Here is a 23302-nt window from a genome sequence, read left to right on the forward strand (position 1 = left end):
GGGCTGGCGAGGGCTGGATTCTACGGATAGACTGGCCTGCCATTACAGGCCAATTCCAAAGGACTGAGCAGACCGCATGGCAAAAACCTTCGAGCTCGAAACCCTGAAAATGCGCCTCAACGACGTGGAGTTTCAGCTGCTGGACTTGCACCAGCGCATCCAGCGGGCGTTGCGCGCACTGATCCTCGACGGCGCCCTCGGCCCCGGCCTGAAACTGCCTGCCACACGGGTATTGGCAAAGTCACTGGGGTGCGCCCGCGACACCGTCGAGAACGCCTACGTGCAGTTGCATCGGGACGGGTTTATCGTACGCCGCGAGGGTGCCGGCAGTTACGTCTGCGACACGGTCGGCGTCGAATTGCGCGGCGCCACACGCCGGCGCATCAAGGCCCAGGAAGTGCGCAGCAACGCCGCCGCACCCGGCGCCGCGCTGAGCCAGCGAGGGCGGATGATCTTCGAAACGGGCGGCGTCAGCGACCAGCAAGTCATCAAGGCCTTCGCCACCGGTTTGCCGGAAACCCGCAGTTTCCCCACGGATGTCTGGGAACGCCTGCAACGCCAGGTGATGAAGGACTATCGCGCCAACGTGCTCTTGCACGGCGACCCGCAAGGCGCCGAGCCGCTGCGCAAGGCGATTGCCACCTACCTGAACCTAGAGCGCGGGGCCAAGTGTTCGCCCGATCAGGTGCTGGTGCTGAGCAGCACGCGCCAGGCCTTGTACCTCTGCGCGCAGTTGCTGGTGGATGCCGGCAAGCCGATCCTGCTGGAAAACCCTGGCTATTACGGCGCACGCAAAGCCTTCGAGATCGCTGAAGCCAAGGTGCTGCCCATCGATGTCGATGAACGCGGCATCCGCACCGACCTGCTGTACGCCGACCGCAGCGGCGCCAACTGCGTGTACGTCACACCGTCGCACCAATACCCCACCGGCGTGACGCTGCCGCTGGAACGGCGCCTTGAGTTGATCAACTGGGCGGCGGAAAAAGGCAAGTGGCTGATCGAGGACGACTACGACAGCGAGTTCCATTACGACGGACAACCCACCGCCTGCGTGCAGGGTCTGGACAAGTATCAGCGCACGCTCTACATCGGCACGTTCAGCAAGACGCTCTACCCCGGCTTGCGCATGGGCTACATGGTGCTGCCCCACGAACTGGTCAAGCCCTTTGCCTACGCGCGCAGCATGATGGACGGGCATACGCCGCAAGTGCTGCAACTGACCCTGGCGCGGTTTATGGAAGACGGCCATTACAACGCCCACGTGCGGGCCATGCGCAAGCTCTATGCCGGGCGCCGCTCGATCATGCATGACGCCATTGGCAAGTACCTGGGCGAGGTCGTCACCGCCCAGTTGCCGCCGGGCGGGTTGCAGATTCCCTGTCTGCTGAAAGCGGGCTGGAGCGAAGAAAAAACCATCCGCCAGGCGGCCACCGCCGGCGTGCAATTGTCCGGACTCAGCAAGCTGTACGCAGGCGAACCGCAGCAATACGGCTGGCTGCTGGGCTACTCGTCGTTGACCGCGTATGAAATCGAAGCCGCCATGCTGCGCCTGGCCAATGCGCTGAAAATCTAGAGGCAACCGCTCAGTAAGGCAGCTTGAAACGCTTGGTCAGTTCGCCGATGCCTTCGCGAATCGAGCGCTCGGTGCGACTGTCGAGGGCGCCGCTGCGCACGCCGCCGAGCATGGCGAGGATCATGTCGCCGATCTCGCGAAATTCATCCACGCCCATGCCCCGCGACGTGCAGGCCGCGCTGCCGATGCGAATGCCGGAGGTGACACTGGGTTTGACCTCGTCGCCCGGCACGATATTTTTGTTCACGGTAATTCCGATCGCTTCCAGCGCCTGTTCGGCGACATTGCCGACCAGGCCCCACGGCCGCAGGTCAATCACGCCAAGGTGACAGTCGGTGCCGCCCGAGACCACCGACAACCCGCCTTCGGCCAAACGCCCGCACAAGGCCTGGGCGTTCGCAATGTCGGCCATCAGGAAGGCCCCGACTTCGTCGGCAATTGCGCGAAAGCGCGCGAAGTCCAGCGCCCGTGAATAGGCCGAAGCGCCGACGATGATCAATTGCGGACGTTCCTGGCGGGCCATCTGCTACCGCCAAGCAGCTTGAAGAGCCCTGCCACCTTCAACCCATCTGCTCGAACCGCCGCCGCTTTAGGAACAACCCCACCCCCAGTGCAACGGCAAAGATCGACAGCAACCCCAGGTCAAATCCAAGCAAGCGGATGTGGCTCGCCGCAACGCAGCCGACCGCCCCCATCGCCGCCAGCAGTACCCCTAACCACTTGCGAAGCGGGTACGACTTAAGAAACCGATCGAGCAGAAAGAACAGCACCAGAGCAGCGACCAGTTGGGTAATGTCAGACATGGGTTTCTCCCGTCAGGTCTTGATGATCAGTGTCGAGGCGGTACGTTGCGGGCCGATACCGCCGTTCACCTGCGCCTCGATGCTCACCAGTATGTCGCCTGCATGATAGGTGGGCAGGGTTTCATTCACGTACATGCGCACACCGGCGCCGACGGGGGCCCCCACGTAGGGGGAGGCAACGTAAGAGGTGACGCCCGCGAAGGCCGAGGCCGCCAAGTTGGCGATTCTGGTGCGCTGGGCGTTGAGCACATCGCCCTGCTGCCGAGTCAGCGGCTTGGAGATGCCGATCATCATCAGGCACGGCAGGTTCTTGGCCAGCATCTTGTCGTACACCTCGACGACCTTGCGGTTGACCTCGTAGTGCGCGCTCTTCGCCTCACCAAAATGCAGCTCGCGCAGCCGCCCGCGTTCGCTGTCGGTGAGGGTGATCTGCGAGACGTTGAACACGATCCCGTGATTGCCCATGTATTGGAAAGTCCCTTCGAACTTCATCGCACGCATCCTTTCGAGCCAAAGGCGGGGATTGTCTAGAAGGCGGGCGCTGGATTCAAATCATTTCACCTGGCTGGCAAGGTGCACACCGCGGCGTAAGGTGCTGACGGTCATAATAATTGTCGAATTCACTGCTTTCGACGAACACGAAGCCATGGCGGGTGTAAAACGGTTCGAGGCACTTTCTTTGAGGGCACCTACTGTGATCGGCAGTGCAGCTGCATCCGCTGCTTCGAAAACCTGTGCGAGTACAACCGCGCCGATCCCCAAACCCTGCGCGCTCGGCCTCACGTATAGGTGCTAGCCCCTAACAGCGCATTAATTTTCGTATTAGCTATCCCGCTTTTCATCGCGAAACCCTGCTTAGCGCTTATTTAAGGGACGTCGACTGGCGGCTCTTGGCCGATTACCGCCTTTCATGAAGGGCTGCAATCGGCCAGAAGGGGACGTTGCGAGCGCATTAAATAAATCTGTCCCCTTTTCGAACTACGGAAGCCGTTTCCACAAAGTCGTCAGCTATCGCGCTGTGGGAATTGATGCTGCGCGATGACGTTGCGCTTCTTGCAATGCCTGGTGCGCATCACAAAGCGTTACTCCAGCAGGCTTATGCGCTATACGAAAGCCACATTATTGATGCAGACGACCTAAGCGATCTGTTGGAATTGGCAGATGCCGCGCTGGCTTTCGCAGTCGAAGCGTTGCCTGATATTAAAATTGGTGAGTAACACGCCATGCACGTACTGGTCACACCAATGCGCAAACGCGGTGTCGCGCTCGATCCCAAAGAGCGACGTCGGTATCCAGCTATACGGGGCAATGTAATGGTCAACTCAACCGTGTGTCCGCAGCTGGGTCGAGCTGCAAACATTGCTCGCGTTGAGGTAGGCATGCCCCTCGACCCGATTCACTACCGCCTCTACCGGATGCCACGCTCGCCGGGATGGCCTTCACCGGCTTTGTATTGAGCGGAATCGAATACATCGACGGCTGTGCATATGCGCAATCTTGGTGGTGTCGCCAAGGTGAAACGTTACACAACCATCGGATTCCTGTTAGGACAATGATAGCCAATAGCTTCTAGTGCTAGACTCGAAAAATAAGATTTTCCGCAGCCACAAGGGAGTTGGTCATGGCGTCACATATTACTCTAAGCTTAACCCGTCTATTGGCGCAAAACGGTGGTGCTCCGTTCTTATTCGTGGGATCAGGCTTTTCACGACGATATATAGGACTTGAACAGTGGGATGAACTTCTTAAACGATTCTGTGATGGAATTCAGGAGTTCGGGTATTACTCTTCTCAAAACAATCAAGATCTCGCAAAAGCTGCAAGTGCAATAGCGAAAGACTTTAATGAAATATGGTGGAAGTCTGAAAAATACTCAGAATCCAGAAAAAACAACTCTGACAGCATCACAAGTGTTTCTTCAGCCTTAAAGCATGAAATGGCAAGTTACCTCGCCAACATAAGCCACAACAAAATATCAGCAGACGGACTTAGTGACGAGCTAGAAGCACTTTCTCGCCTCAACGTAGATGGGATAATAACAACAAATTGGGATCTATTTATAGAAGAGCTATTCCCGGATTATAAAGTCTTCATAGGACAGGAGGAGCTTTTATTCTCCAACCCGCAATCAATAGGTGAAGTTTACAAAATTCATGGTTGCGCGAGTCAGCCTAACAGCCTAGTGCTAACGAATGAAGACTACGAAATTTTTGAGGAAAAGAACCCATACCTAGCAGCAAAGCTCATCACTATATTTATTGAGCACCCGGTAATATTTATCGGGTATTCGATAAGCGATAGAAACATCCAAAAAATCATTGAGTCAATTGTAAATTGTCTTGGCCAAGACAAACTTGACTTATTCGGCAGAAATCTAATCTTCCTCCAAAGAACAAAACAAGATGAGGAGCCAAGCTTTCAATCTGCATTAATGTCAATCGGCGAAACTCGACTCAACATAACAGTAATACGAACTTCAAACTACCTTGATGTATACGAAGCTATTGAAAGCACCAAGAGAAAAATTCCTGCTCGAATTTTAAGATACTGCAAAGAACAAATGTACGACTTGGTAAAATCCAACGATCCGGAAACAAAGCTCGCTGTTCTCGATATAGATCAAATAGACAATAAAGATGATGTTGAGTTTGTCGTAGGAGTTGGCGTAGCCAAAAGCTATGAAGGCATTTCAAAACAAGGCTACAAAGGCATAACGATTGACGATATATTTTCAGATATCATCTCAGTAAAAAGCCAATACGACTCCGCAGAACTGCTCAGAGAGGTTTATCCACCTCTATTAAAAAGACCAAACAAATACATTCCGGGCTTTCGGTATCTTCATGCACTTGGTATTACTTCGCATGACGAACTTATGAAATCTGAGTTCTCGGAGATAGAGGGAATAATCTTCAAAGCCAACAGAAAAGATTATCGAATAAATCAATACAGAAAACACTATGAGTCAAACTATAAGAATCTATCCACTCGAGAAATCATTGCAGAGACCACTGCAGAAAAGGCGACTTTAATAATTCCTTTTCAAGATGATGGTGATATCGACATTGCAGCCGTAAAAGAGCTATTAGAAAACAATAAAAACAATCTCAAAACCGAGCACTCCTCCTACTCCACATACTTCCGCAAGCTTGCTTGCCTGGTAGATAGGTTGGAATTTGGATTTAGCAAACCTACACAATCTTAAAATAGAGATAACACAATGAGCGCAGACTGGAACTGGTTCTTTAGCTCTCTATCTCAATCTGCCGCAGCTATAGTGGGTATCTTCGGCGCATTTATAATCACTAAGATATTCTCTAATCAAACAGCCTTCTCCGAAAAAACTGCAAAGCTAAACAACTATCTGATTGAAGCAAAAAAAATTGTTGACGACGCCAAAAGTTACAACATGGAATGGCACAACAAACATTATAACGATGACGAATACCGGAAATTTCACGACTTCTTAGATAAACACTTTCCTGCAAACGAATCAATGGAAAAAATCACCAATCAAATACTGGAAGACTTTATTGATAAAAGCGATTTCTCTCGATATTCTGAAAAAGAGGAAATCAAAAAAGAGTTGATATATATCGCTTCAAAAGTATGTGAGGCTAACGTGACAGCAAGGGAGGAGCAAGAAGCGTCTGACCGTGCAGACGAGATACTCAAAGACACCCCTATCTTCAAACTTCTCGGGGGGTCGGAAACTCTATCGGCAATGCGTAACTACAACGCCTTTGCAAACGGAAACAGCAGATCACTTTACTCAACATACGACCCTATTTATAAAACCAACTGGGATGAAATCACCAAAGAGCGAGAAGGACTCGAAAGAAGCTATCTTGTAGCAAAGCACCATGCAAGATTGGTTGCTGACTTGCTCCAATCGACAGAGGGAAACCCTGAATCTCCTCGTCAAATCTCTACAGCTTTAGCATTGGTGCTATGCATCTTTTTTATTGGAGTAATTTATCCACTGAGCTTCATGCCTGCTACACACGCCCCAGAAATCAGCTTTACTCTTGAAACAGTGCTATTTCACATTTTATCTTTCAAAGGGGCACTACTGAGCGTCATTAGCACAGCATTCACTGTCATTGTACTTATCTTTTATAGAACTCACTCCGGAATGAAATACTCTCCCAAAAAGCTTGATGAACTGACTAAATTGAAAAACGCAAAAAGCTATTGTACTTATTTCAAATACATCAAGGATGATGATTTTTGATTTATCCAGTGCTTGATGAAAAAGGGGACAGATTTATTATTCTGATAATAAATCTGCCTCTTTTCCTATCACTCGATTCCAAACTAAATTGTCAGCACGGTCACAGAGGGAAGCGCCGACTGAAGAAATGAATCGCCCCCCGTTTGTTAGGCGGGCTGAATGACCGCTCTTGGCCTAGGCTGTGTAAAAACGTTTTTGAGCGCGTCAGGTATTCCAAACCGGACTGGAAATCGCGGTTCTACGCGAAATCCACATCTGCAGACGTGCCGATAAATTCCAGATTTAACGTAGACGCGCACATTTCAATTTTGGCGAAGCGTTTTTACACACTCTGGGCCGATAGCAGACCTGGCAGGGACAAGGTTTGGGCATGGTAGATGACAACGGTCTATGGCAAATTCAGGCCAGGTTCGAAGCCGCTATAGGCCGCAGGGAAGCTTGGGAAGCTTGAAGCTTCCCAAGCTTTAGTAGTTAAGCGCGGACAGGTTGAGTTGTTGTAGTGGTTGCAGAATGTTGAGATAGAAACCGTATTAGGCACGCGGGCGTATCCGCATATTGAGAAACCTCTGAAAGGAAGTTGTCTTTGGAGAAATTAATCCTAATTGTTGGTTTCTCATTTTCTTTGAATTCAAGAGTTTGGATTTCAGATTTTATTGCAAGAAGATATAGTCGCATAAAGTCTGCGCAGTTCTTACCTCTGAAGTTTAATTCTGGGTCTTGTTCAGTTAGCTTTGACGTTGCTTCTTGAAAAGAGGCAGGGCATAAGTTCGCGTTATTTAAGTGAGGAAAGACTGAAGAAATATCATTATGATCGTATTTCGCCTTGACACTTTCAAGTCCTATATCAACCAATTCGTTGGTTTTGACCGATTTGATGCTCATTTTAAGTGGAGTTGCATTCTTTCCCATAATGTAATTTGTTTTTGCCCAGATATTAAATTTTTTTATTTCAGCAATAAACTCTTTTTGTGCTTTCTGGAAAAGTTGAGTGTAGCGATCATGGAGATGTTTGAGCTCGTTTTCTGGTTTAATATTGAACTCTGCCGAGAGGATTTTTTTCAGGCAGGCAAGTGAAAAGTAAAAGTTCTCGACTGAATACCCTGGTGTTGAATATAGTTTGGAAGGTGTATGGTTGTCGTATATGTCGTCGTAATCTCTGTCGATAAAGCAAAGATATTTGTAAGCTGAGTAGAGTGGGTGATCGATAATTGTTTCAAATAACTCAATTGCCGGAGCTCTCCCTCCAGTGTTTATGCATTCCCAAGTTGTGTTGTTCAAGAGCGCGTGTAGTCGGCCAGAGAAGTATTTCTCATCTTCTCCTTCAAAGATACAGATAAGGAGTTCTGGGTCTGCGCCGACTATTCTCATGAACTCCAAAAATTTTGTAGAGAATTCTTCAGCGTCTGACGACATTTTATCTACTCTGCTCATCACAGCTCCTTAATAAAAGAACTGAGGTCGACGGTGTGAGACTTTAGTTTGTTGTGAAATATAAATGGTGAGTGAGTGGTTGCGAAAAGGAATACGCATTTTCCTGAATTCAATATGTCAGGGAGCAAAGTCTTTTGCCATTCAATAGAAAGTGAGAGTTCCGGTTCATCAAAAAATATGCCAAGATTATCTTGATTATGAAGGTAGAGTCTTGAGAATAAGGAAATTATCTGCTTTTCTCCTGAAGATAATGTCTCGATTTTTACATCGCGAAGGTTTTTTTTCCGAACGATGTCGACTTCTACTTTGCTTTCATCATAGCGTAACATTTTGTCGCCCAAATACTTATTGCAAACAGCGCAGAACTGTTGCAGGGCTGTGTCATTTTCCCGTTGTTGTTCATAAACCTTAACTAGGCTTGAAATGAAATATATTAAGTGATCATGCCCGGTTGTAATATCTTTTGTTTTTATCAGTTCTAGAATTCGTTCTTTGCTGTTGCTTGAGATGTTATTCCCGACTCTATCAAGCACGATCTTTACTGCGGCTGGACTTTGAATGCTATCCAGCATGTGTTGTTCAATTTTTAACCCGTCAACTAATTGATTTAGCATCTGACCGTTGACTTTGGAGAACCATTCAACCGACGAACTGAGGATTTCTTTGGTAATTTGTTTTATGCGTGCGTCTACGTCTCCCATGCCGAAATTAATAGCCTGATTTAGAAACGCTTTATCGTTATTTTCTTCATCTCCGGATAGATTTTTCAAATCCTGTTCAACGCGTCTGTATGTTGGAAGATATAGCACATCAAAAGGTATTTTTGATTTAATTTTATCTAAGGTTTCCTTCGCATTAAATAGTGATCCGCTAGCCTCCTTAGCTTCCACTAGATCTCGTATTGCTCTAAGTATGGTCGATGGGCCAATGCCGCCTGCGGAATTGAGCGCTCGTTGAAAAGTAGGTGATCGGCGCATGCCTGTTTCACCTAGCGACATATAGGCTTGTATAAGTCGCTCCATTACTGTTCTACCAAGCTTCATGTGTAGATATTGAGTTACATCACCTTCCATTTCGCTAAACGCGTACTCAAGATCAGTTTTTTGTATTTTGAATAACTCTCCATCCGAAAACTCTAATTCCATGGATTTAAAGTCGATCTTGCTCAGTCTCGATATATCGCCTGTAACTAAGGAATACAGTGCATTAAGAACTGTGGTTTTTCCATACCCGTTTTCAGCGACAATAATTCTTGTGTCTGTGTTGAACGGGATGTCGATGTCGCGCTCGTCATATAATCCATAAAGCGCAAATCTTTTAAACAGTGACATCGGTATAGATCCTTCTGGTGTCAAGGTTGAATTATTGATCGTATTATTCTTCGTAGCACAAATTCTATTAACGGCTGAGTATTTAGCTTCCCCTGAAAATTACCGCTTATAGTAGATCGTTTTACCACGTCTGCCGACATTGTTACAGTGGCCAATCGCCATGGCTGTCGAGGCCACGAAACACTCCGGAGCGCTGATTCGATTCGTCGCGAGCTCTCTGATGCGCTATTGAATGCGCTTGGACACGCGAGGTGGAAGCCTTGCGTAGGTCACCGAGTTAACAACTGTATTCAGCGTCGGCTTTTGGCCGATTGCTGCCTTTCGCGAAGGGCAGCAATCGACCCGATGCTGCCGTTCGCTACCGGCAGTAGTCGGCCAGAAGCGGACGGTCACTATGTGTCCCAACCGATACCGATAAGAGGCAATCCGCTAAACGCTCTTGAGAAACCTGCGCCATGCGTACTAGTTCGTATGTATCAATCGCCGTGGTGACGGTTTACGGGACTGCATCAGGCGTTTGACCTGTGTCAGGGTCTATACTAATTTCGCCATTTTAATCAGATCCACCCTTGATCACCGCACAGCCCACCAGGCAGAACACGTGAAACATTCGACACTTACTGCCGCGCTGCTCTGCCTATTACTTGGCACTCCCGTCAGGTCCGAGCAGTATCAGGTCGTTACTGAAGAGTGGGCGCCGTACAACTACCAGGAGAACAATCAGCTTACCGGCATGGCCACGGAGATCGTTCGAGGCATAATGGCGCTGACCGGGGATGACTTTGAGGTGGTGCTGCTGCCCAGTATGCGAAGCGCCCGTGCATTGAAGACCCGACCCAAGACCATCATGTATTCACTATTCCGCACGGCAGAGCGTGAACCGTTATACAAGTGGGTCGGACCGATCGTGGAAGAGTCCATTCACCCCTATCAGTTAGCCAATGCGCAGCAGCCGGTGAATTCCTTAGAGCAGCTACTGCACGCCCCAAAAATTACAACGAGACATGCCGGCCTGATACCCGAGACTCTGCAGTCGCGGGGCTTCAACAACCTCGAAAAAACTGCGACCGAGAGCCTGCAGCTCTATCGCATGCTGCTAGCCGGGCGCACCGATATCATCATAGGCGACACCGATGCGGGGGTGGCTTACTACAGCCGCCAGTTGAACATCGCCCCCGGCACGCTGCGGCAGATTCCCATCGAGCTCTATCGCTCATCGCTGTACATTGCCTTCAGCCGCGACTGTGACGACGAACTGGTAGCCTCCTGGGCCCACGCCCTGGAGCAACTGCGCCACTCGGGCGAGCTGGAGCGCATCCAGGATCGATACAACCAACCCATCGAGCAATGAAAGCGCGGAACCAGAGCAAGCCCGCTTCGCGCTTATCCAGCCTTGCTCTCACTCAACGCGGAGGATAAGCCATGAACATTTTTGCAACATACAGCCATCAGCCTTGGAACAAGGGAATGGCTTAACCCGGCCACGCCAAAGGAGCTTGCTGAGCAGATGATGCTTCACCAAAGTGAATCGGCCCTGATTTTGTAGACGCTCGGTGACAGCTTCTGGCCGATTCTGTTGAAAAAGTCGGTTCTTCCAGCCTGCCGGAATATTGACCGCTGAAAACGCCTTTCTTGCGCGCTGCTACGCGAAATCCGAGCCCGGAATCCTCTGCTCAAAGTAAAAATTTCAATCTCAAGCGCGTACTTTTCTGCCGTGGAAACCATAGCCGACTTTTTCAACAGAATCGGCCGAAAGCAGCCTGTCAATAATAGGAAAACTCCCTACACCCGCGTCCATCCGTCGCATCCCCCACCCTCCCCCTCCAGTCCCCACCCAACCTGCCGATAACCCTACTAACCGTATGTCTACCCCCTGCATCACCACTCGATCGAGTCCACCACATGAACCCACTCTCCCTTCTAAAAAAAGCCCGGGCCGATCGTCAAGGCACCGCCACGCTCACCAGCACTGCCAACGACCTGGACGCCTCACTCACTGCCCTGCGTATCACCCCCACCCTGATCACCGGCTTTATCTCGCCGCATCTGGACATCGACGCCATCGCGGCCAAGCTCAAACGCCGTTTCCCCCAGTCCACCATCAGCCTATGCACCACCTCCGGCGAGCTGTGCAATGCGCCCGGTTCGCTGTATTGCGCCACTGGCGAGCGCTGGGACCGGGTCGTGTTGCAGTTGTTCGACGACAGTCTGATCGCCTCGGCCGAGGTGGTGATGGTGCCGTTGGAGTGTGAGGACATTCGCGGTGGCGGTAAGCGGTTGGGAATGCAGGAGCGGATTGCCAAGTTGGTGGCCAATATCAAGCGGGTGCAGGTGCGTACGTCGATCGATCATCGTGATACGTTGGCGTATGTGGTGTTCGATGGGTTGTCGGCGTCGGAGTCGTTTTTTATGGAGGCGCTGTATGAGTCGGGGCGGTTTCCGTGTTTGTTTGTAGGGGGATCGGCCGGGGGTAAGTCGGATTTCCAGAAGACGCTGATTCATGACGGCCAGCGCAGTTATCAGAACCATGCGCAGATCGTGTTTCTGAAGACGGCGGCCCATGTGCGATTTGGGGTGTTCAAGAGCCAGAACTTTAAACCGGCGGATTTGACCTTCAGTGTGCTGACGGCGTCGGTGGAGGACCGCACGATTGACCAAGTGATCGACAGCAGCGGCAATATCAAGAGCATGGTGCAGGCGCTGTGTGATGCGTTCAGTTGCGCGCCCCAGGCGCTGGAGTCGAAGCTGGCGGACTATTCGTTTGCGATTCGGGTGGGCAGTGAGTTGTTTGTGCGGTCCATCGCGCGTATCGACTTCGAACAGCAGATCGTGCAGTTGTTTTGCGACGTGGCGCCGGGCGAGGAGTTGGTGATGGTGCGGCGTACGCCGCTGCGGGAGGCGACGCGCCTGGACTATGAGCAGTTCCTGCGCGGCAAGGGAGGCCAGCCGGTGGCGGGGATTTTGAATGACTGCATCTTGCGCCGGCTGAACAACAGCGCCGAGCTGGGTAGCATGGCCGGCATTTTTGGGGATGTGCCGTTGGCGGGGTTTTCGACCTTCGGGGAGATTTTGGGCTTGAACCTGAACCAGACGCTGACGGCGATTTTCTTCTTCCGGGTGGCCAAGGGCGCGAGTTTCAGTGACGAATACGTGGACAATTTCATCGCCCATTACGGCGAGTTCAAGGCATTTTTCCTACGGCGCCAGGTGAAGAAGTTGGCAGGGTTGAACCATGTGGTCGTCAAGCAGATTACCGCATACAAAAACAATGACTTCAGCAATACCCTGAATACCCGCGGCCTGGACCGCAATATCCTGCCAGTCTTCGAAGGCCTGGCCGACTTGGGCCTGGTGTTGGCCCATGCCCAGCGTCAGCATGAGGACATCGCGTCGCAGCTCAAGCATTACTCCGGTGAGTTGCACGCCTCGATGGATGAACTGGTGGGCACGATTGGCCAGCAGAACACGGTGTCTGCCCAGGCCGGGGCCACGGTGGAGGGGCTGTCGAGCCAGGCGGATGTCGCGGTGGAGGGGGCGCGCACGCTGGCGGGGTCGAGTTTGCGTATCCAGTCGATTGTGCAGGTGATCCAGCAGATCGCCGGGCAGACCAACTTGCTGGCGCTCAACGCCGCGATTGAAGCCGCGCGCGCGGGCGACCTGGGCCGGGGCTTTGCGGTGGTGGCCGACGAGGTGCGCAAGCTGGCGGAAATCACACGCAAGAATGCGGCGGAAATTGGTGTGGATATCGACTTGTTGTCGAGTGAGATCCAGCGGGTGGCCCAGCAGATTGAAGACCAGTCCACCGGGGTGGGTGCGCTGCGGGAGATGTTGGATGTGCTGGAGGCGTCGAGCCGTGCAACGGAGGGTACGGCGCAACGGACCAAGACCATTGCGGATACGTTGACGGGGTTGACCCATGGGTAGGCGTTAACGGCAGGTAAAAATGGCGCGGGGCTCATGGCACTGAACGGGGATTCAGTGCATGATGCGTCGCTCATATCAAGGACGATAACAACAGTGAAAAACGCCCTCGCCTCCCTGCTATTGCTGTGCCTGACGGCTCCCGCCGTCGCCGCCGAAAACCCGGTCGGTTTCAAGACCGTCACCCTGCCCGATGCGCAAAACAACCGACCACTCGAACTGGTCGTCTGGTACCCCGCTACCACCACCGCCAAAGCCACGCTGATCGCCGACAGCGCGGTGTTCATCGGTGCCCTCGCCGTGCCCGACGCGCCGCCGGCTGCCGGTGAGCATCCGCTGGTGGTGCTCTCCCACGGTTATGGTGGTAACTGGGGCAAGCAGGTGTGGCTGGCCAGTGCGTTGGCGCATCAGGGCTACATCGTCGCGGCGGTCAACCACCCCGGCACCACCACAAAAGACCGCAACCCACAAACCGCCGCGCGGTTATGGCAACGTCCGGCCGACCTGAGCCGCGCGATTGACGCGGTGTTGGCCCAGCCGAAGCCATTTGGCGCGGTCGCGAATGGCCAGATTGCCGCCGTGGGCCATTCCCTTGGCGGCTGGACCGTGCTGGAAATCGCCGGGGCGCGCTTCGACCCCGATCTGTTCAGCCGCGACTGCAGCGCCCACCCCAAGCTTGGCGGTTGCATGGGTTACCAGGAGATGAACCCCGCCGGCACGCCAGCCGGCAAGGCCCGGTTGGCCGCCGATTTAAGCGACAAACGCGTCACCGCCATCGTGTCCTTGGACCTGGGCCTGTCGCGCGGCTTCACCGACGCCAGCCTGGCTGCATTGCCGGTACCGGCGCTGGTGATTGCGGGGGGCGTGCCGTCGGAGGATATGGACCCGCAGTTGGAGTCCGCCGACATGGTCAAGCGGCTGCCTGAAGCAACGACGAAGTACGTGGAGATCGCCGATGCCACGCACTTCAGCTTTATGTCGATCTGCAAGCCGGGAGGCATGGCGCTGATTGAGGAGAGTTCGCCAGGCGACGGCATGATTTGCCGCGATGGCGAGGGGGCTCGGCCGAGGGCGGTGATTCAGCAGCAGGTGGTGGGGCTGATCAGTGAGTTTTTACACCGATCGTTTCGACAGTAAAGCCGCCGTCGACCTTAGAGCCCGTGGCGCGACACGCGCTGACTATTTATGGTGTCCACCTCTATCTGGGTCCCCTACATACTGTTCTCTAAAAGGGTCAAGGCAACGTTTGTACAACACCGACCGGTTGAGGCAGAAACGCCTGACCCCGTCAGCCTTTGACGCGGTAAGCATCGAGCGCCTGCCGGATGACCGGCAGGCTGCCCGAAGCGATGCCGCTGAAATACGCAGCCCAACCCCGTCACATCGATAGCACTGATGATTACTATCGAACCGCTCGCCTATGGGGTGGTCAAGCCCGATTCCTATAATCGCCTCCCAGTTCTTCCCCTTCGCCTGGCCTCAGGCGACATCCCCCCTTGGAATCCAGCATCATGCCAAGCGCCCTCCAGGCCCCCAGCGGCCGTCCTGAACATAATCAACAAAGCGTGAAACAGCAGTGGCTGGCGATTCTCTCGGTCGCGGTGGGCGCCTTCGCCCTGGTGACCAGTGAGTTTCTGCCGGTGGGCGTGCTCAACGACGTCGCTGCCGACCTCGGTATCAGTGCCGGCCACGCCGGCCTGATGGTGACCCTACCCGGCATCATGGCCGCCCTCGCCGCGCCGTTTCTGTCGGTGAGCATCGGTGCCATGGACCGTCGCTACCTGCTGATCGGCCTGACGTTGATCATGATCATTGCCAACTCAGTCGTAGCCTTTGCCAGTGACTTCAACCTGCTGCTGCTCGGACGCGTATTGCTGGGCATCAGCATCGGCGGGTTCTGGGCCACGGCCATTGCCCTCAGTGGGCGCTTGGCGCCCAAGGGTGTGGACGTCGCGAAGGCCACCTCGATCATCATGATGGGCGTGACCCTGGCCACCGTGCTCGGCGTGCCCGTGGGCACCTGGCTCAGCGGCTTGATGGGCTGGCGCATGACGTTCCTGGTCACCGCGCTGCTGGGCGTGCCGGTGCTACTGGCGCAGGTGTTCCTGCTGCCTCGGCTCACCCCGGAGAAGGCCATTCGCGTCAGCGACCTGCCGGCGTTGTTTATCAACCCACAGGCGCGGGTCGGGTTGATCGCGGTGCTGTTGATCGGCCTGGCGCACTTTGCGGCCTACACCTATGTCGCGCCGTTCTTCAAATACAGTTCCGGCTTCGATGGGCCGACAATTGGCTCGCTGCTGCTGCTCTTCGGCGTGGCCGGGGTATTCGGCAATATCTTTGCCGGTTTCGCCGCCAACCGCAGCGTGCGCCACACCCTGTTGCTGGTGGCGCTGATGATCGGCACCAGCACCGCGCTGTTCCCCCACTTCGCCACGGGGATGACCGGCGCAGCGATGCTGATCGGGCTGTGGGGCTTCGCCTTCGGCGCCTTCCCGGCCTGTGCCAGTATCTGGATGTTTGTGGTGGCGCCCAAGGATGTCGAACGCGGCATGCCGCTGTTCGTCGCCTTGTTCCAGGTGATCATTGCCTTGGGTTCGTTCTTCGGCGGGCAGATCGTCGACCAACTGGGCAGCTCGGTTCTGTTGAGCCTGGCCACGGCACTGGTGGGCTGCGGTTTTGTTACAGTGCTGGTACTGGGGCGCAACATCAGTAATAGCCTCGCGGCCCAGCCTGGCTAAACCGAGGGACCATGAATACCGCCAACGCCGCTTCTTTCGCCTATCAGGCGGTGTACCGCTACCTTGTCGAGTTGATCGAGGCGAGCCCTTCGGCAGGCGAACGCCAACTGCCGTCCCTGCGCCAGTTGGCCCGGCGCCTGGGCGTGTCGGTGTCGACCACCAAGTACGCCTATGCGCTGCTGGAGGATGAGGGGCGTGTCCAGGCCAGGCCCAAGCGTGGCTATTTCACCCGGGCCGTGCCGGCGCCGCTGTTGAGCGAAGGTTCGCCTGATTTGCTCGACCAGGTGTTCGCCAACGCCCGCCAGCCGGGCATGCTGGCCCTGAGCAGCGACGCCCCGGCGATGCTGCTGTCATTGGAAAACCCGCTGTTGATGATGGAGCGCGAACTGGCCCGCCAGTATCCGCGCTCCCCGACGCCGCTGTACCTGCCGTTCGGCGAGCCCGAGCTGCGTGCGGCGCTGGCCGCGCGCTACACCCAATCCACCCACCACTATTGGCAGGCCGAACAGGTGTATATCGGCTCGGACCTGCACAGCGTGCTGGACCTGTCGCTCAGCGCCCTGGCGTTGCGTGGCACGCTGGCGCTGGTGGAGTCGCCGTGTTCGTGGGCGGTGCTGCGTCAGTTGCAGGCGGCGAATATCCGCGTGATTGAAATGCCCCTCGGCGCGGACGGGCGCTTCGACCTGCCCGCCTTCCAGGCACTACTCGAGCGGGAGCCGATCCGCCTGGCGGTGCTGTCATCCAGTGTGAACGTGCCCCAGGGCGGCGTGATGCCGGCGCAGGATAAACAGCAGATCTGCCGCTGGCTGGCAGAGCGGGACATCTGGCTGTTCGAAAACGACACCTACGGCGAGCTGTGTTTCGAGCCGCCCGCCGCCCGCTATCGCGACTTTGCCGACCCGCAGAAACTGCTGGTGTTCTCGACCTTCGACAAGGTGATCGGCGCGGAGGCGCCCTACGCTTATGTGCTGTGTCGCGGGCAAGGGCCGCAGTTGCAGCGGGTGTTCCTGGAGCGTGGGTTTCGCCTGTCGCCGACCCGCCAGAAAGCGATCGCCAAGCTGTTCACCTCCGGGCGCATCGACCAGCACCTGCTGATGCTGCGCGCGGCCTTGCGGGAACGGATGACGCGCATGAAAGCCCTGCTGGAAACGCACGGCGAGTGGGACGTGGTCGAACCCCATGGCGGCGCGAGTTTCTGGCTGGAGGCCAGGCGCCCGGTCGACATGGGACAGGTGTTCGAACGCCTGCTGGCCCAGCGCGTCGTGATCGCTCCGGGGCAGTTGTTCAGCCCGCACGGCAGCTGGGCGCAGCATGTGCGCCTGAGCTACACCCTCGACTGGAGCAAGGATATCGCCCAGGCCGTGCAACTGTTGGCCCAGGCGATCCGTCAAAGCCCGTAGCAGTGCCGCGCTTCGGGGAAGCGGCCGTGACGCACGTCGTCGGCAAACCGCTCGCACGCGTCGCGGATCACCGCGCCGACATCGGCGTACTGTTTGACGAAACGCGGCAGGTGCTCGCCACCCAGGCCCAACAGGTCTTCGGTGACCAGCACCTGGCCGTCGCAGGCCGGTGAGGCGCCGATGCCGATGGTGGGCCTGTCCGAGTTCTGGGTAATCTGCCGCGCCACGCCTTCGGCCACCCCTTCCAGCAGCAGGCTGAAAGCGCCCGCCTCCAGGTTGGCGCGGGCGTCTTCGGTAATCACGGCGCCGGTTTCAGCCGTGAGGCCCTGGGCCTTGAACCCACCCATCACGTTGACGAACTGCGGCATCAGCCCCACGTGCGCCATTACCGGAATACCACGCGCCACCAGGAACGCCACGGTGCCCGCCAGCGCCTGGTTGGCTTCCAGCTTGACCGCATCGCAGCCGGTGCGCGCCAACACCTGGGCGCAATTGCGGAACGCCTGTTCATGGGATTCCTGATAGCTGCCAAATGGCATGTCGGCAATCACACAGGCCAGGCGCGTGCTGTCGACCACAGCGCGGGTGTGGCCGATGATTTCTTCGAGCTGCATGCTCAAGGTCGACGGCCGGCCATAGCCGACCATGGCCGTGGAGTCACCGACCAGAATGAAGTCCACCAGCGGATCGATCAGCTTGGCGATGGAACTGGTGTACGCCGTGAGGGAGACGATTTTCTGCTGGCCTTTCATGGCGACCAGTTGAGGCACGGTCATGCGTTTGGTACGGGTGTGGAGGCTCATGGTGTCTTCCCTATAGCGTTCGATACTCGGGGGTTGCGGGGCCCGAGTATTGGCGAAAGACACGGCGATTCAATGCACAGATCGGCGCTAAAAAGCGACCCAGGCAGCAGTCGCGGTTTTTTAAGCTGGTATCATCCGCGCACGTACACGCCAGGTAACAACCCATGAATCGCCAGAAAAAACTGCAACAGCTGTTCAAGGCCAAAGCCAAAAAGGCCAGCGCCAAATTGGCACCGAAATCCAAGGATAAGTACATCAGCAAGGCCGAGCGGGAAAAGCTGGCGACTGAGGCCGCTCAGGCGCTAGACATTTCCCCTGAGGGTTAACTCAGCAACCGCTCAGCGCTTCGGGCCGGCGCTCACCGGCAAAGAAAAACGGCCGCAGGCGCACGCCCACGCCGTTGCCGATAAACGCCGCCACCAGCCACACCCAGCCATGCAGGCTGCCCGAGGCGATGCCGCTGAAGTACGCGCCGATGTTGCAGCCGTAGGCCAGGCGCGAGCCGTAGCCGAGCAGCAGGCCGCCGATCACTGCCGCCACCAGCGAACGCGCCGGGATCTTCAGGCTGGGGGCAAAACGCCCGGCCAGGCCGGCGGCCAACAGCGCACCGAGGACGATGCCGATGTCCATGACGCTGGTGATGTCTTCCCACACCGGCGCAGCCAGGGCCTTGGCGTTGCCCGGCATTTGCCAGAACGCCCAGCTGGCCACGTCCACACCCAACCCGCTTGCCACCTTGGCGCCCCACAGCGCGAACGCCGAGGTAATCCCCCACGGCCGCCCGGCCAACGCCAGCGTGGCGTAGTTGAGCAGCGCCAGGCCAATCGCGCCCCACACCAAGGGCCACGGCCCGCGCAGGAAGCGGCGCAGGCCTTGGTGTTCGCTGGTGACACCTTCCTCAAGCTGGCCGTGGCGGCGTTTTTCCAGGCGCACGGTGACGGCCGCGATAAGCGCAAACATGGCCAGGCTGGCGAGCAACGCCGGCACCACGCCAAAGCTCTTGACGATGGACACCGCCGGGAATGCCGGCAACGCAAACCACCAGTCCACATGGTGGGTGGCGATCAGCGAACCGCAGATAAAGAACAACAAGGTCACCAGCATGCGCGCATTACCGCCGCCCACCGTGAACAGCGTGCCCGAGGCACACCCGCCACCCAACTGCATGCCGATGCCGAAAATAAACGCACCGAACACCACCGACACCCCGGCCGGCGCCACCAGCCCGACCACCGGCTGCCCGAACAACGTGCCCGCCCCCAGCGCCGGGAAAAACAGCAGCACCGCCAGCGCGAGCATTACCATCTGCGCCCGCAAGCCAGCGCCCCGGCGATCATTGATGAACACGCGCCAGGCGGAGGTAAAGCCGAAGGCGGCGTGGTAAAGGGTCAAGCCCAGTGCAGCGCCGACCACCAGCAACAGCACCTGGCGCGAACCGACGCTGCTTTGCAGGAACAGGGCGCCCAGCACCAGGATGATAAAGGCCACCAGCGGCGCGACAGGCCTGCGCGCGGGGGTGAAAGGGAGAGAGGTGCTCATGGGGTATCTCGGTTTGTTTGAAGGGGGATTGCGAACGGGCGAGTATAGCCTGTGGGAGTTGTCGGGCTTAAGTGAGGCTGCGATAGCGATGTGTCAGGCAACATAGAGGTTGGCACTGCCGCCGTCATCGCAGCCTCGCCAGGGTTCGACAACGCCCACATTGGCCGTCACTGTGGCTGAGCACTGCGCCGGCCGCGCCATGTCAGTCATCGTCCCCCTGGCAACGACCACAACCTGGAATCAGCCTATGTGCATATACTCGCGGGCAGGGTGCGCCCCTTTACCCCATCTCCAGGTGACCTCTTGGCTAAAGACATCGAAAACCCCTGCGTCTCCACCTGCCAGCTCAGCGGCGACCTGTGCGTCAGCTGTGGGCGCAGCAAGGACGAGATCCGCAAGTGGAAACGCATGAAACGCCCCGAGAAAATGGCCGCCGTGCAACGCGCGACCCAACGCTTGAAAGCGTTGAAAAAAACCAAGTAAGCCGCTTGATCAGGAGCGCCCAACCGACCCTGACACCGGAAGATTGCCCAGCAATTTGAGCCCGGTGCTTTTCACGAAGGTGGCGTAGTCCATCGGCTTCTGGATGCGCGTTTCGGCGTTGGGCAGCACGTAGGCCCAGGCGCGCTGGCTGGAGGCGTCGTACACCAGCTTGAACAGGCGCGTCGGCACCCAGACCTTGTTGTCGCCGATGGTGCTGTAGCCTGGGTCGAACAGCGGCCCGGTGAACACATACACGTCACCGCCCGCGCGCACCGCGAACTTGCGTACGTCGGCCTCGACCTTGCTCCAGATCTTGCGGTTGTTGGTGGGGTCTTGGGGCACCATGTTCGACAGCGCAAAGGACTGGGCCATGGCCCGGGCATTGGGTGCGTCGGCGGCCGGGGCCTGGTGGCCACGGTCCATGGCCGGGTGCTGGCTGCGGTAGTCGCTCAGCTCCGCGCGGCCGCTTTTGGGAATGCGTGGGTCGGCGTAGAACTGGTTGGTGCGCTCCTCGCCTTTGGCATTTTTCAACTGCGCGGTGTTCAGGCGTTCGACCACCACCAGCGGGGTCTTGCTGGTTTGTGAGTAAAGCACCGCAAACGTCTCGGAACACAGCGCCAGCGGCTTCATCGACGCCGGGACGGTGGCCGTCTTGATCGGGGCAGCGCCAGGGAAGAGATCGGCGCAGCCATCGAATGAGGCACGTTGCTCGGTGGGGGTGTAAGGGTTGGCCAGACTGCGGGCGTCTACAGCGCTGGAAAACAAAACAAGGGCCGACAGCCCGACTGCGATAGTGCGTAGGTACATGCTTTAAATCTTATGGTGAGGGTAACGGATGAGCGCGAATGTTCGTGCGGGGCTTATGGACCCTGATTCGTGTATTTGGTGCCGCGTGCCTCACGGATAAGGTTGAACCTCTCCTACACCCAGGGGCTCAGAACCCTACATCCTCGGGAGAAACCTATGACCCAGACCGCACTCGTCGTGGGCGCCAGCGGCATCGTTGGCAGCGCCATCACCCAGTTACTGCTCGAACACCAGTGGCACGTTGCAGCCCTGTCCCGTCAGCCCTCGCAGGTGCCAGGCGTGATTCCGGTCGCCGCCGACTTGCAGGACCCGGCATCGCTGCAACAGGCCCTGGCCGATCTGAAACCCACCCATGTGTTCATCACCACCTGGTCACGCCAGGCCACCGAAGCCGAGAATATACGCGTCAACGCCGCCATGGTGCGCAACGTGCTGGACGCCGTGCGCCCCGCCGGGAGCGTGCAGCATGTGGCGCTGGTCACCGGCTTGAAGCACTACCTCGGGCCGTTCGAAAACTATGGCAAGGGCAGCCTGCCGCACACCCCGTTCCGCGAAGAACAAGGCCGCCTGGACGTGGAAAACTTCTACTACGCCCAGGAAGACGAAGTGTTCGCCGCCGCAAAAAAGGACGGCTTCACCTGGAGCGTGCATCGCCCGCACACCGTCACCGGCGTGGCCGTGGGCAATGCGATGAACATGGCGACCACCCTCGCCGTCTACGCCAGTGTCTGCAAACACACAGGTCGCGCGTTTGTATTCCCAGGCTCCCGCGTGCAATGGGACAGCCTCACGGACATGACCGATGCGCGGCAGTTGGCCCAGCAACAGTTATGGGCGGCCACCACGCCCGCTGCCGCCAACCAGGCCTTCAACGTCACCAATGGCGATGTGTTCCGCTGGAAGTGGATGTGGGGCCGGATTGCCGATTACTTCGGCGTGGCAGCGGCCGACTTCCCGGCCTCGCCCTCGCCGCTTGAGACGCAAATGGCCAATGACCAGGCCGCCTGGCGCCAGATCGCTGCGAAGCATGGACTGAAGGAGGCCGAGATGGATCGGCTGGTGTCGCCGTGGCACACCGACGCCGACCTGGGCCGGCCCATCGAGGTGGTCACGGACATGTCCAAGAGCCGGAAGATGGGCTTTACCGCTTACCAGGCCAGCGATCAGGCGTTCTTCGAGGTGTTCGACCAACTGGGCGCAGCGCGTTTGATCCCTTAATCCATCAGGGGCAGCGTCACCACAAATTCGCTGCCCTTGCCATGCCCCTCGCTCATACCCGTCACGCTGCCGCCGTGTGCCTCGACCAGTTCACGCACCACCGTCAAGCCGATGCCCAGGCCGGCGCCGTTGAAACCGACGGCGTGAACATCCTGCACATAAGGGTCGAAAATAAACGGCAGGGCCTGGGCGGTGACGCCGATGCCGTTGTCGCTGATGCTTATCCTCAGCATCCCGGCCTGCGCGGTACAGAACACCTTGATGCGCCCGCCGATGGGCGTGTACTTGGCCGCGTTGGCCAGCAGGTTATGCAGAATCTGCGCGAGCCGCCCAGGGTCGCCGTTGATGCTCAAACTGGCGTCGGGAAGCTCGACATCCAATTGCTGCTGACGCTTGACCATCACAGGGCTGCAGGCGTCGATCGCGGCGTTGAGGATGCGCAGCATATCCACCTGACGGCGGTTGATACGCAACTTGCCGGTGCTGGCGCGGGACACATCCAGCAGGTCATCGACCAGTTGGGAAATATGCTGGACCTGCCCCTCGATCAGCTCACGCATGCGCGGCAACTGGTCGCTCGGCAACCTGACCATACGCTCGGCGATCAGGCTGATCGGCGTCAGCGGGTTGCGCAGCTCATGGGCGACCATGGCGAGAATGTTTTTCTGCTGGCCCAACGCTCGCTCGGCTGTTGCCTGCAGGTCCTGGGCGCTGAGCGCCGCGATCACCAGTTGCGCGTTGGCCTCACGCAGTTCCTGGTAGAGGTGCTGCTCCTCCTGAGGAGGTCCCGCGACGGCGTCCGATTGCGCCAGCAGTATCGCCAGCACCAACTGCTGGTTGGCCTCGATCAGTTGCTCGACGTGCTGGGAGTCCACCAGGCGGCTGCTGGCGTCACTCAGTTGTTGCTGTAATGCCGCCAGTACCGCGCGGGCCTCAACCGTTTTCTGGCCGAGCAGGAAGAGTTCATGAGCGGCACTGGCCACTTCACGCTCATCCTGTCCTTCGCCTTTACTCATGGCTC

22 protein-coding genes and 2 pseudogenes are annotated in these 23302 nt (G+C 56.7%); 14 read left to right on the plus strand and 10 right to left on the minus strand.

The features are described from left to right. Positions 1–76 precede the first annotated feature (76 nt). Complete coding sequence (locus tag HDC32_RS07305; RefSeq protein WP_131699818.1) at positions 77–1573, plus strand: PLP-dependent aminotransferase family protein; 1497 nt, start codon at positions 77–79, stop codon at positions 1571–1573. Between the two features lie 10 nt (positions 1574–1583). On the opposite strand, the gene HDC32_RS07310 is transcribed toward HDC32_RS07305, so the two are convergent. From HDC32_RS07310 to HDC32_RS32025, 4 genes and pseudogenes are all read right to left on the minus strand, one after another. Then, positions 1584–2096 carry a hypothetical protein gene (locus HDC32_RS07310; RefSeq protein ID WP_260403580.1) on the minus strand — a complete coding sequence of 171 codons (513 nt, stop codon included), beginning with the start codon at positions 2094–2096 and terminating at the stop codon, positions 1584–1586. A 37-nt stretch (positions 2097–2133) separates the two neighbouring features. Next, a complete protein-coding gene (locus HDC32_RS07315; RefSeq protein ID WP_184743221.1) occupies positions 2134–2376 on the minus strand; it encodes a hypothetical protein in 243 nt (80 codons plus the stop codon). A gap of 12 nt (positions 2377–2388) precedes the next feature. Then, positions 2389–2868 (minus strand): hypothetical protein, encoded by a 480-nt coding sequence (locus tag HDC32_RS07320; protein WP_131699819.1) that lies wholly within the window; start codon positions 2866–2868, stop codon positions 2389–2391. 55 nt (positions 2869–2923) lie between these two features. Next, positions 2924–3168, minus strand: a pseudogene (locus tag HDC32_RS32025) (GNAT family N-acetyltransferase); the annotation flags it as partial. 236 nt (positions 3169–3404) lie between these two features. On the opposite strand from HDC32_RS32025, the gene HDC32_RS07325 reads away from it, so the two are divergent. The 4 genes and pseudogenes from HDC32_RS07325 to HDC32_RS07335 all read left to right on the plus strand — a co-directional run bounded on the left by HDC32_RS07325 (position 3405) and on the right by HDC32_RS07335 (position 6610). After that, entirely contained in the window at positions 3405–3593 is a 189-nt protein-coding gene (locus tag HDC32_RS07325; RefSeq protein ID WP_184743224.1) for a hypothetical protein, read from the plus strand. Positions 3594–3599: 6 nt separating this feature from the next. Continuing rightward, positions 3600–3949: pseudogene (locus tag HDC32_RS32030) on the plus strand (hypothetical protein). A gap of 48 nt (positions 3950–3997) precedes the next feature. Beyond that, on the plus strand, positions 3998–5581 hold the full coding sequence (locus HDC32_RS07330; protein ID WP_184743227.1) for an SIR2 family protein: 1584 nt from the start codon (positions 3998–4000) through the stop codon (positions 5579–5581). Between the two features lie 15 nt (positions 5582–5596). Next, positions 5597–6610 carry a hypothetical protein gene (locus HDC32_RS07335; protein WP_184743231.1) on the plus strand — a complete coding sequence of 338 codons (1014 nt, stop codon included), beginning with the start codon at positions 5597–5599 and terminating at the stop codon, positions 6608–6610. 471 nt (positions 6611–7081) lie between these two features. Here HDC32_RS07335 and HDC32_RS07340 read toward each other — a convergent pair whose 3' ends face one another. Together HDC32_RS07340 and HDC32_RS07345 are read right to left on the minus strand one after the other, a co-directional pair. Next, a complete protein-coding gene (locus HDC32_RS07340; RefSeq protein ID WP_184743234.1) occupies positions 7082–8041 on the minus strand; it encodes a DUF4435 domain-containing protein in 960 nt (319 codons plus the stop codon). Continuing rightward, positions 8041–9372 carry an AAA family ATPase gene (locus HDC32_RS07345; protein WP_184743237.1) on the minus strand — a complete coding sequence of 444 codons (1332 nt, stop codon included), beginning with the start codon at positions 9370–9372 and terminating at the stop codon, positions 8041–8043. Before HDC32_RS07345 ends, HDC32_RS07340 begins: the two co-directional genes overlap by 1 nt. Before the next feature lie 601 nt (positions 9373–9973). Here HDC32_RS07345 and HDC32_RS07350 point away from each other — a divergent pair. The 6 genes from HDC32_RS07350 to HDC32_RS07375 all read left to right on the plus strand — a co-directional run bounded on the left by HDC32_RS07350 (position 9974) and on the right by HDC32_RS07375 (position 17431). Continuing rightward, entirely contained in the window at positions 9974–10723 is a 750-nt protein-coding gene (locus HDC32_RS07350; RefSeq protein WP_145336401.1) for an ABC transporter substrate-binding protein, read from the plus strand. A gap of 551 nt (positions 10724–11274) precedes the next feature. After that, entirely contained in the window at positions 11275–13296 is a 2022-nt protein-coding gene (locus HDC32_RS32215) for a methyl-accepting chemotaxis protein (protein ID WP_145336405.1), read from the plus strand. Positions 13297–13389: 93 nt separating this feature from the next. Beyond that, positions 13390–14430 (plus strand): alpha/beta fold hydrolase, encoded by a 1041-nt coding sequence (locus tag HDC32_RS07360; RefSeq protein ID WP_131699830.1) that lies wholly within the window; start codon positions 13390–13392, stop codon positions 14428–14430. Positions 14431–14478: 48 nt separating this feature from the next. Further along, positions 14479–14592, plus strand: a complete 114-nt coding sequence (locus HDC32_RS07365; protein WP_184743239.1) for a DUF2569 family protein — start codon at positions 14479–14481, stop codon at positions 14590–14592. Positions 14593–14804: 212 nt separating this feature from the next. After that, positions 14805–16031: an MFS transporter gene (locus HDC32_RS07370; protein ID WP_184743242.1), complete on the plus strand. Its 1227-nt coding sequence runs from the start codon at positions 14805–14807 to the stop codon at positions 16029–16031. Positions 16032–16042: 11 nt separating this feature from the next. Continuing rightward, complete coding sequence (locus HDC32_RS07375) at positions 16043–17431, plus strand: PLP-dependent aminotransferase family protein (protein WP_131699833.1); 1389 nt, start codon at positions 16043–16045, stop codon at positions 17429–17431. On the opposite strand, the gene panB is transcribed toward HDC32_RS07375, so the two are convergent. Beyond that, a complete protein-coding gene (panB, locus tag HDC32_RS07380) occupies positions 17419–18234 on the minus strand; it encodes a 3-methyl-2-oxobutanoate hydroxymethyltransferase (protein WP_131699834.1) in 816 nt (271 codons plus the stop codon). The two genes, HDC32_RS07375 and panB, sit on opposite strands and share 13 nt — an antisense overlap. 164 nt (positions 18235–18398) lie before the next feature. Between panB and HDC32_RS07385 the strand changes: the two genes are divergently transcribed. Then, positions 18399–18560 (plus strand): DUF2986 domain-containing protein, encoded by a 162-nt coding sequence (locus HDC32_RS07385; protein WP_184743245.1) that lies wholly within the window; start codon positions 18399–18401, stop codon positions 18558–18560. A 1-nt stretch (position 18561) separates the two neighbouring features. On the opposite strand, the gene HDC32_RS07390 is transcribed toward HDC32_RS07385, so the two are convergent. Then, entirely contained in the window at positions 18562–19773 is a 1212-nt protein-coding gene (locus HDC32_RS07390; protein ID WP_131699835.1) for a YeeE/YedE family protein, read from the minus strand. 303 nt (positions 19774–20076) lie between these two features. Here HDC32_RS07390 and HDC32_RS07395 point away from each other — a divergent pair, with 303 nt between their 5' ends. Beyond that, complete coding sequence (locus tag HDC32_RS07395; RefSeq protein ID WP_131699836.1) at positions 20077–20256, plus strand: DUF1289 domain-containing protein; 180 nt, start codon at positions 20077–20079, stop codon at positions 20254–20256. Between the two features lie 9 nt (positions 20257–20265). On the opposite strand, the gene HDC32_RS07400 is transcribed toward HDC32_RS07395, so the two are convergent. Further along, positions 20266–21063, minus strand: coding sequence for a DNA/RNA non-specific endonuclease (locus HDC32_RS07400; RefSeq protein ID WP_131699837.1), 798 nt, complete (start codon positions 21061–21063; stop codon positions 20266–20268). A gap of 156 nt (positions 21064–21219) precedes the next feature. Between HDC32_RS07400 and HDC32_RS07405 the strand changes: the two genes are divergently transcribed. Further along, positions 21220–22281, plus strand: coding sequence for an SDR family oxidoreductase (locus HDC32_RS07405; protein ID WP_184743248.1), 1062 nt, complete (start codon positions 21220–21222; stop codon positions 22279–22281). On the opposite strand, the gene HDC32_RS07410 is transcribed toward HDC32_RS07405, so the two are convergent. After that, positions 22278–23297 (minus strand): sensor histidine kinase KdpD, encoded by a 1020-nt coding sequence (locus tag HDC32_RS07410; RefSeq protein ID WP_145336418.1) that lies wholly within the window; start codon positions 23295–23297, stop codon positions 22278–22280. The genes HDC32_RS07405 and HDC32_RS07410 overlap by 4 nt on opposite strands. Positions 23298–23302 lie beyond the last annotated feature (5 nt).

The organism is Pseudomonas sp. JAI120, assembly GCF_014207255.1.
Classification (GTDB): domain Bacteria; phylum Pseudomonadota; class Gammaproteobacteria; order Pseudomonadales; family Pseudomonadaceae; genus Aquipseudomonas.